The 9,681-nt window shown below is 43.3% G+C and carries 10 protein-coding genes; 3 read left to right on the top strand and 7 right to left on the bottom strand.

All coding sequences use genetic code 11. From position 1 onward, the window contains the following. From ACYTXL_RS19215 to ACYTXL_RS19190, 6 genes are all read right to left on the bottom strand, one after another. Nucleotides 1-218: hypothetical protein (locus ACYTXL_RS19215; RefSeq protein WP_461926139.1), on the bottom strand; the 218-nt coding region annotated here is incomplete at its 3' end. A gap of 46 nt (nucleotides 219-264) precedes the next feature. Next, nucleotides 265-933, bottom strand: coding sequence for a hypothetical protein (locus ACYTXL_RS19210; RefSeq protein WP_461926138.1), 669 nt, complete (start codon nucleotides 931-933; stop codon nucleotides 265-267). A gap of 12 nt (nucleotides 934-945) precedes the next feature. Further along, nucleotides 946-1,455: a hypothetical protein gene (locus tag ACYTXL_RS19205; RefSeq protein WP_461926137.1), complete on the bottom strand. Its 510-nt coding sequence runs from the start codon at nucleotides 1,453-1,455 to the stop codon at nucleotides 946-948. Nucleotides 1,456-1,801: 346 nt separating this feature from the next. Next, nucleotides 1,802-2,077 (bottom strand): hypothetical protein, encoded by a 276-nt coding sequence (locus ACYTXL_RS19200; protein ID WP_461922740.1) that lies wholly within the window; start codon nucleotides 2,075-2,077, stop codon nucleotides 1,802-1,804. After that, nucleotides 2,070-2,582 (bottom strand): hypothetical protein, encoded by a 513-nt coding sequence (locus tag ACYTXL_RS19195; protein ID WP_461922741.1) that lies wholly within the window; start codon nucleotides 2,580-2,582, stop codon nucleotides 2,070-2,072. Before ACYTXL_RS19195 ends, ACYTXL_RS19200 begins: the two co-directional genes overlap by 8 nt. Nucleotides 2,583-2,632: 50 nt before the next feature. Further along, entirely contained in the window at nucleotides 2,633-2,899 is a 267-nt protein-coding gene (locus ACYTXL_RS19190; RefSeq protein ID WP_069071944.1) for a hypothetical protein, read from the bottom strand. 211 nt (nucleotides 2,900-3,110) lie between these two features. Here ACYTXL_RS19190 and ACYTXL_RS19185 point away from each other — a divergent pair, with 211 nt between their 5' ends. Continuing rightward, nucleotides 3,111-3,326, top strand: a complete 216-nt coding sequence (locus ACYTXL_RS19185; protein ID WP_094343774.1) for a hypothetical protein — start codon at nucleotides 3,111-3,113, stop codon at nucleotides 3,324-3,326. Nucleotides 3,327-3,489: 163 nt separating this feature from the next. Here ACYTXL_RS19185 and ACYTXL_RS19180 read toward each other — a convergent pair whose 3' ends face one another. Then, on the bottom strand, nucleotides 3,490-3,672 hold the full coding sequence (locus ACYTXL_RS19180; protein ID WP_461926136.1) for a hypothetical protein: 183 nt from the start codon (nucleotides 3,670-3,672) through the stop codon (nucleotides 3,490-3,492). 13 nt (nucleotides 3,673-3,685) lie between these two features. Between ACYTXL_RS19180 and ACYTXL_RS19175 the strand changes: the two genes are divergently transcribed. Both ACYTXL_RS19175 and ACYTXL_RS19170 read left to right on the top strand, forming a co-directional pair. Beyond that, the gene (locus tag ACYTXL_RS19175; protein WP_461926135.1) at nucleotides 3,686-5,371 is read left to right on the top strand and encodes a helix-turn-helix domain-containing protein; all 1,686 of its coding nucleotides are present in this window, start codon (nucleotides 3,686-3,688) and stop codon (nucleotides 5,369-5,371) included. Nucleotides 5,372-5,843: 472 nt separating this feature from the next. After that, nucleotides 5,844-9,377 (top strand): PriCT-2 domain-containing protein, encoded by a 3,534-nt coding sequence (locus ACYTXL_RS19170; protein WP_461926134.1) that lies wholly within the window; start codon nucleotides 5,844-5,846, stop codon nucleotides 9,375-9,377. The last annotated feature ends 304 nt before the right edge of the window (nucleotides 9,378-9,681 follow it).

The following is a 9,681-nucleotide window of genomic DNA, read 5'->3' as shown; positions in this document are numbered from 1 at the left end:
TCATTGAACTTTTCACAGCGATATTCCTTCTCTGGGGTAAATATTTGGTTGCAGTGATACTCCATTCGCCTTACATACTGTTCAATAGCTGACTTCCGTTTGAGATATTGCTGATAGCTTGATTGCTCTAGCATTGGCAGATACAAGCAGTTGTACAAGGGTAAAATCACAGCAACGAGCGCACCCAAACTAACAGCAATTATTGAGAAGTAGCTCATCCTCAGCCAGCGAATCACCAAGCACTCAAGCAGCGTCAAGTTATCACTATTGAGCCGCGTTGAGCCTTGCGAGGATTGAGAATTGGGTGCTTTTAATGTTTTGGCGGATAACTCCCATATCCGCTTTCATGTCTCCTGAGAAGTTGTTAACCTTTTGGTTCAATCTAGAAGCTCTGTTGCTTACGTGTTCTCGCAAGTCTTGGGCGTTAGTTTCAAATGATTGCTCAATGACATCAAATTTCTGGTCAACGTAGTTCTTGATTGCAGCCGTTACAGTACTGATGAATTGGCTGTAATCGGTAAAAGTGTCGTCAACGTTTTCAGCAATGCTCAATGTTTCTTGTTCAGTTAACTCAAACCCCAGCGCCGATGATTGGGCTGTTACAATCTGACGCTTGTCATCGCTGGTTACAGTGATGCTGTTAATCTCTGGGGCAGCGATTGTAAGCTGACTGTTATCAAGTTCAGGGTCAGGTTGTGCATCTTCTGACCCTACTAGAAACGTTTCTTCAACGGGTTCATCAACGAAAGATAATTGGCTTGTCGATTTGACTTTGAGATAATCAACGGCTTGACTCAATTGCTCTTTGGTGGGATTGTCAAGGTCATCGCACTCGACAGCAAGAGCAGCTGTTGTGTAATCATCTTTAGTGAATCCTTGATAACCCTGTTTGTACAAACGAGCGCGAACGTTATTAGTAAACTTGTCAGACATGATGATTGCTCCTTATTTGACTAGTGCTAAAACTTCGATGGTTGCGGATTTCATGGGCTGCGTTCGTCTGTTGATTGCCCATTTAGCAGCAACAAACGCAACAAGCGCTAAATCCTTGCTGTGATGCCCCTCCTTGGCACTCAAAGAAAGGCCAGCGCGTTCAAACCAGTAATAACGAGTACTGCGCGGTACGTCTATAAGATTGATTTTGAGATAGTCTGCAAGAATTTCTAAAAACTGTCTGCCGTCGTAGTGAGCATCTAACTCATAGAAATGTCTAAATGCTTGCCAGCGTTCCGTAAACCCCTCACCACGACCCGTAAAACTGCCGTAGCGCCGTTTTAGTCCAGCGAATCCTGAGACTATCTTGTGAGCATCAACTGCCTGTACTTCAAAACTGAAGTGTTGCTTTAAGGTTGCTACCACTCGATACCAAGTAATATCAGCAATCTGTTTGTTTAACTCGCGCTCGTAAATCTGTTTCAACTGGCGATACTTAGCTATATATTCTTTCGTCGCCACATTTTCTCCTGGTTAATGCTTAAGTGTGTATAAAATTAACTGCCATTCCAGACAAGTCCAAGGTATTTGATGTATGTAATTAGCTGAATCCAGTTATTTGATATGAGCAGTTAGCTGACGACTATCAATAACCTTGGAAAATAAATCTGACAAATCACGAAGAACTTACTTTTCCGAGGCTATAACCACGTAATAACAAGCTTTGTCAGTTTTCAAGACATACTGACACTTTCTCGTTTACCCCCGCAGTTACGCCCCCTTAAGCCTAGTTTTTGCGATGGCTACGCCCGCCGCAGGCATCGCGTCACTCAACGGGAGCATTCAACGCGGTCGCCAATCAAACACGTTAGAACAAGCTTTGCTGTATCCCCTGTCCCATTACTTCAGATTGACGGTTGGCCACCATACCAGGGACTTCATAAATTCCATGTCTGACCTTGTTCTGATTTAACTTGAGAGTAGCTGTCTTTCTCTGTCCGTCTAGTGGCTCGAATGTCCACTGGGGATGGTCAATTCTTGCCCAAGGGCATTTACCCGTAAAGCGATACAGCGTACCCTTTATTTGATACACCTTGCGCTGTGACAGGGTAGAAGGTTCGTAGACAGGAATTAATTCATGCATCTCTCTTGTCTCCAGCAACACACGCGCCCGTCAAACTTGCACCCAAGAAGACCGCGATAGATGCGATCGCACTTCCTTCAAAAATCTTGGCGTTGTAAATCCATGTGGGTTGATATTCCTCGCCTCTGCTTTCTTCAATCCGGTCAAAGCCGTGACAAAAGATAGCACCAACTACCATAAAACCTGTTGTTAGTAAGCTCAGAATTGCTATTTCTGACGCTGCACCTTGAATGAATGAGTTAATCTTTTTACGCCAAGTCTTCACGCGGCGAATGTGCATCACTGGCTTCTGTTCTAGATATGAATGCCACTCAGAATCAGTAAAATTCGTGGGCTTGTAATCATAGGGAACGTGAAAATCAAGTAGTTCGCCTACTGCTTGGATTGCATCGCCTAACATCACATCTGGGGAGTATTCCAGTTGGCTGAATTCTTCAGAATCTCGAATTTCTCTGAGCCAGCGATCTACTGCTTCTAACCTTCGTAATTGATTTTGATTAAGCATTGTTCTCTCAAGACGTATTTCGTTGATTGCTTCTATCGGTGGTGGGTAGCTTACAATCTGCTAATTGGTTCATCAAAAGTGAAATCTTCTGCTGGTAAAGATATTTGCGTAACTACTGTGGGCACTGATTTTGCCAAAGAATCGCGTTCATCTATATCAAAGGCTGGTAAAACTTCCCAAGTAGCTTCTAAATGCCTGCCGTACCTGGAAAACATCACATTAATTAGCTCTGTTAAACTTGCTAATTTGGTAGTTTTCAAAAGATGTTCGCCCTTTTCCAGGGCCGCACCCCTAATCACAACTCGCGCTTGAGCCATATTTTTGAGTCCTTAAGTAAGACATTTGCAGACATAACTGTGAGCATGGTTGCAATCAGATGCCCATGCCAAAAAACAAGATTGGACGCAATTGGATTTTTTTTGGTCTTCTAAAAAATTTGCAGACTTTCTGCGTCTTATAAGTTACTATATCACTATATCGCAATGTCGCAACATAGATACAAAAAAAATCTAAAGGAGGCATGGAATAATGGAGCAGGAGTTGCTACATCAGCACATTGCTACTGTGACAGATAAGAAAAAAGATCCTAACTACGGCTTGGTAAGAGGGTTGGTACCACAAGACCTACTCAAAAAATTCAAAATTTATTGTGTAGAAAATGGTGTGGATAACAGTCAGGGGCTGGAGAACCTATTGCGCGAGTATTTCGAGTGGAAAGACCAGGAAGGCAAGGAGGATAAATGAACTCTGACATCAACCCGCTTTTAGTGCCATCCCTGCGATTACTAAAGCGATCGCCTCAGCCCAACTGTCCCCCTATTTCCTTTAGAAGGGAAATAGGGGACTGCAAAATAATGACTCTTAGGCATTCAGTCAACGCTGAACAACCTTGTATTTACAAAACCTATCAAACCAAGCTTTCAACCGGAGGCAGCAAATCTGGCTCAAACAACGGCTTGAAATAGCTGACACACATAATTGGCACAGAAAACTTTCCCTTGCTGGCGTTAAATGGCGGCTGACTGATGCACCAATCGATGAAATTCGCCTGCTGTTGCCTGTACAGTCCTAGCAGATAAATTCGATTCAATTAGAGTTATCTTATGGCAGCAAATGATTTAAATTCGCAACTTCCATTAATCGTAAATCTCAACTTGATTAATCAAGAAGGTCAGGAAAACATTGACCTCAGTAAATTAATCATAGAAATTGATTCAACTCTATTTCCTAACCAGGAACAATTTCTAAAAGCTTTACGCAGTCATTTGTTACAGTCTTTTAAAGAAATTCCTGTAACAACTTCCCTCAATCTGAGACAAATAGAAAACAATTCTTTTGAAAATGCCGAAGATGAATTATATCCTCCGGTTCCAAAATCTCAAACGGAGAAATGTCAAAATAGTATTCAGGAAAACGAAAGTTATTTTGAAACTCCAGCTAGTTCCATCCCAAATACTTCAATCACAGTTAGACAATCAAAATTATTTAAGTCCCAAGACTTTGAAGCTATTCCAACAGCAGCACTTATGTTTTCCAGTATTGACTCTCAAATTAAAAAAGAATTATGGAAACAGAATGAAGATGGCATAGCCTACTTACAACATAGAGCTAAGGGCGATTCTCAAAACTTCATTGAGCATTATATTGCCAACCCCGGTGATATTTCCATGCTCCCTTGGGATGAAGCACTACAAATCATTGATAAATTTGGGTTTAACAGCGCCAAACTGCACTTAATCTTTGCTGCCTATGCAATGAAACAGGAAAGACCGTGGGAAAGCTTATTTATTCTCAATGCCAGTGACTTGATAAAAGATATGGGTTGGGATCAGCGAACAGATTTACCTAAACATAAAAAACTCTCAGAAATAGCCAAAACTGCGTTTGCATTAGATTGTTTGTTAGTTAAAGCAGTATGGATAGAAGGTAGGAACAAAAAAGGTGGAATAAATGCTAGTACCCCTGTAGGTCGAATGTGGAACATTACAGTTGTGCCCTATGGTCAGATAAATTTACAAGGGAAAATAGAAGAGCCTAATGAAGTTCAGTTAATTATTCAACCCGGCGCTTGGACTCAACATTTTTTGAACAGAGCAGGAGCAAAATCAAGGGACGCTTTATATCAGTTTGGCTACTTAGCCCAACAAGTTTTGAAAATTGATCCCTACCATGATGAACTCGCGCTAAGGCTGGCTATATATCTAACATTAGATAGTCGAATTCGCCTTGATGGAAATTACAAAGTACAGGAGCTATTAGAAATTGCATTTGTCAAACCGATTATAGATAAAGCTCGATTAGATCGCCGCCGAGCCTATGACTTAAAACAACACTGGGATAGTGCCATAAAGCTACTACTAAAACTGGGCTGGCAGATTGCATTTGACCCCGAAACTTACCCCGAAGAGCTAAGACCAGACTCCAAGCATAAGAAACCTAAAGGCTACCTTGATAAGCTGTTGGATGCAAAACTCACCATCAAACCCCCAACCCCTATCCCGGAACTTATAGCATCCAAGGCCAAACTCACGGTTGAACGATCGCAATTGAAAGTTAAACCCAAAGTAGAACAGTTACAGCCAAAAGCCAAGCCCACACAGGAACAACACATCAGCTTGATTAGCAGTCAAGTTAAAGAAGCACGTATTGCTAAAGGCTGGTCACAAGCGAAACTGGCTGGTTTTCTCGGCGTATCTCAAAACCTTATTTCCCTGATTGAACGGGGTGAGCGCACCTTCAATCCACAACTGGCCACCCAGATCCAAACGCTTCTAGATATCCAAGACTAAGTATTATTACTCTAGATTTCCCAACTACGAGTTGATGATCGGCTGTGGTTGGCTGGTTTTCTGTTGCAGTCTTGTTTTAAAAAAAATAATTCAAAAAATTGGCTTTAAAGCTTTGCCCTGTAAGGCTTTGGTTCTTAAAACAAAGGCTCTAGAATCCCCGGACAAAAACTCTAGAATCCCCGGACAAAAACTCTAGAATCCCCGGACAATCCATTTTTTAAATCCTTGCTGCATAAGGGTTGTAGCCTCTTAAAACAGCCCTGATTAATTAGATTAATTAGATCAGTTTTGCCTAGTGGTTTTGGCCAATCTGGCATTATTTCCTGGTGTCCAAAAATGTCAAAAACTTTTTTGGCTACTGAAAACCTTAAGCTGCCCTCAAACCAAAATCCCACAATAAGCACCCTGGCGTGTACCAACAGAGGGGGTAATGGCTGATAAGCGGCGGTTTCCTAGAAGGAGTGACTAATAAATGACAAACCCCGTAGTTGAGAGCAGAAGAACGGCGCTATCAGGGAAAAAATCTATTTACGATAGCGCGTTTTTACCCCCAGTCATACCTAGTAATAAAATCAAGTTTGCGTTTAATGCCACAGGCAGAAATAAAGACTGGGACTTTAAGAAACTTGCCGCCAACTTTCAAGATACAGAAGGCACAATAGAGGATGTCCAGCAACACATTAAAGCAGGTCACGCTATCTGTGCTGGCTTGTTGGGTGGGAAATGGCGCAGTAAGGCTAATGTCATCGGTTCTCAATGGTTGCTCCTCGACATTGATAATTCCAATATCGCCCGTGATGCTTATGACAAGCCAATTAAAGACGAAAACGGGAATTACATCAAAATTTACGATCGCCAATTAACCATAGAAGAAGCCCTAGCCCATCCCTTCATTAAAAAACACTGCGCCTTAATGTACACCACTGCCAGTCACAAACAAGACTGGCATAAATTCCGGTTGGTTTTCCTTCTCCCCGAATATGTCCAAGGCGCTGATACTGTAGAAGCTTGTACGCGCTTCCTCATGCAGCAGTTGCCCCATGACCCAGCTTGTAAGGATGCAAGTCGTGTTTTCTACGGCAGCACAGAGGCAGAATTCCCCCTGGTCAACCCTGAAGCCACTTTACCAGCAGAATGGATAAGTGAAGCGATCGCGATCGCGCAACAAGAGCGTGTTGAGTATCAGCTAAGAATTCAGGAAATTGAGTCACGGCGTAAAGAGTGGCGTGAGATTTCCCTCACTGAAGGCTGGGATATTGACCAGCTAATCCAGAACGCGCTTTCATTCATCCCACCACGCACCCCAGGAAGCGGCAACTATGACGAATGCCGTCAAGTGCTAATGGCGCTGGTTAACCATTATGGGGCAACGGATGCGGAAATTATAGCCGAACAGTGGTCGCCCAGTATCAAGGGTTCAACTTGGAACATCCACGCCAAGATTCGCAGTTTTCGGCGTGGGGGAATTACGATCGGAACACTGTTTCACATTGCCAAACAGTACGGTTTTCGGTTCCCGCAACGGCAGTACCAAGCATACCAGCCCAAAGGACTAATTAGCCGTGAACAGTGGGAGCTTGGGCAAGTCAGAGAGGACTTGAGCAGCTTCCAAAATTTATTAAGGCAAGCGTTCAGCTACGCTGGGGCGCAGCCCATCGCGCCATTTGCTTCTATATTTAAAGGATTTAAAGCGCCTCCATCACCTAAGCCGGAACCCGAAATTAATACGAATACACCCAATGTAATTATTTACGAAAGGGGCAATATCCCGTTCCGAAGCAAAATTACAGGCGATATCTCTATTTCCTGCCAGCCGGATGAACACATTGCCGCATGGGTGGAAGCTGTTTCTAAGGGCTGGACACAAATCTTAGATAATTCTCACCCAGGACTAGGTAAGTCTTACAACGCGGGACAACTGACGGCGGGGCTATTTGGCGTTGATAAACTAATTTACCAGGATGCCAACCACAGAAACCCATCTACACTGCCCATTGAGACGAATTTTGTTGACCTGCCAGTGCGACACAACGGCTTTAAACTTGACCCCACCCGCAAAACTCCTCTAGGTGAGGACTTTAAACTGTGGACTAAAGCGGGTGAGACTGCCGACACTGATGGCAATTGTCACAGAACTTATTTATTTAACGCATTTCGTAACAAGAATTTTAGCAGCCTTGATTTTGAAGAGAGCGGCATCAGCCCCATCTGTGGGGGTTGTTCCCTTAAAAATCAGTGCCGTTTTGCCAGTGGTGACGGTTTTGGCTTCCGCTTTCAAAAGCGCAGTGCAATTCAAAATTATTCCGAACTCAGAGCGCACCCCGACTCTACGCCTGTCACCTTAACTAACGCTGCTGACCAAACTTTCACCGTTGGACGGTTATGGGAAGAAGCTGGTACACTCATCAAGACCGTGCGGAGCGTTGATGTGAACCGCGACGATTTTGAAACCACTATAGGCAAGCTGCTACTGTTAGAACCAAATCTTCTATCACAGCTGCAACCTGCCCTCTTAGTTTTACACCAACTGTTTAGTCAACAACTTAAGCCGAATGACCGCTACGGCTTTGATGATGCCAGCATCCGTGCGCTGCTGCCCCCTTTCCCCACAGGCTTAGATATCGAAGCCATTCGGCAAACTGTAGAACCTGATTTAACTTTCTTAGAAGACTTGGACTCAATTGATATTACCGAAGATAAACAACTCAAAAAAAGTGCTGCGGCTCGTTATGCTGCCAAAAAGGTAGTTAAAGACAGCGCACGAACAGCCGGGAGGGAGTTTCTTGACTTGCCTAATTACTGGTTGCCTGACTTCCTGGAAGCTTGGAAAGGTGATGGTAGTTTCCAATCTCAATGGGGTGTACTCAGCATTTACCGCCGAAATCCCAAACATACTGAATTGGCTAAATCAGCCCAATTTAATATTTATCTTGATGCCACTTTCAAATCTCACAAGTTGAAATTGAAACTAGGCATCGATGATCCTGTGTTAGTCATTGAGCAACAACGCCCAGACTACGACAATTTAAAAGTGGTCAACGTCACTGGGTTAGGTAAGCTGCCCAAAAATCGCTCTCTTCCACTTAGCAACCGTGTTAATGCCCTCAAAGAAACCTTGAAAAAACTCTGCCCCACCCTTGGGATTATCGATTGGAAACAGATTGCAACCCAAGCCCTTAGCCGCACAGAATACGGTCACTTTGTCGATGGGCGTGGTGTTAATCGGTTTAGTGAGTGTGATGCGATCGCAAGTTTTGGCATTCCCTACCAAAACATCGGTGTTTTAGCAGCACAATATCAGGTGATGACTGGTGAACCAGTCAACCTGGAAGATAAAAACAGCACTTTCCAAAAGTATCTCACTGAACTAATCAATGCAGAAATTATACAAGAGATTGGGCGATTACGTTCACATCGTCGCCCCAACCAAGAGCTTACCTTTTACTTCTGCGCTGACTATGACATAAAATTCCTCGATCGTGAATTACCAGGAGTGAAATTAGAAAGCGTTGATGCTTTCCAACTCTGTCCAGAAGCGGGTAACGCCAGTGAGCAGACAGGACACGCTATAGTCAATGCCCTAACCCAGCTTTGGGAATCAAAACAGAAAATTACCCAACCCGCGATCGCTAACATTGCCGAAATCTCCCAAGCCTGGGTGAGCCGATTTACCCAACGCTGGGGGGGCTGGCAGCAATTTAAAAAATTATTACTCCTGCTATTAGATAGTCTTAATAGCGGTAGTAATAAAAATTTGGCTGACTTAGACGACGATGAAAAGTGGTTAGCCCGTAAATACTTCCCCCTGTTGATCACTGAATCAGAATCATCACTCCCAACTGTGCTCTCAGGGGTGGCGGAAGTTGCCCAAGTTATTGGTAGTACGGCGATGCGGCGAGTTTTACACTTCTGTAGCCCTCAAGTTAGGGCTTCACTGCTGATGATTGTACTGAGTTGTCTGCCCACCGAAGTTTACTCAATTTCAGTTTCTCCAGACCCTGGATGACTTGAAGAGGCTGGGCGTAGTTTTTTAAATATTACTCCTGCTATTAGATAATCTTTATAGCGGTAGTAATAAAAATTTCACTGACTGGCACGACGAAGAAAAAATGATGAGGAATTGTAAATGCTTGTACAGCAATCAATACACCCATTACATCCCCCTGTCAATGCTCCCCTATTTACCCCTAGTAGTGACACCTTTCTCATAGTGCAAAGTGTTGTAAATATTTATTGATTCTATACCCATATATACCCAAAAATGGTAATATGGTTATATGAAATTATCAGATTATGCAAAGAAAGCCGGA

The organism is Nostoc sp. (assembly GCF_054880495.1).
The sequence above is the reverse complement of the archived record's forward strand: the minus strand, read 5'-3'. Positions and strand labels throughout refer to the sequence as shown.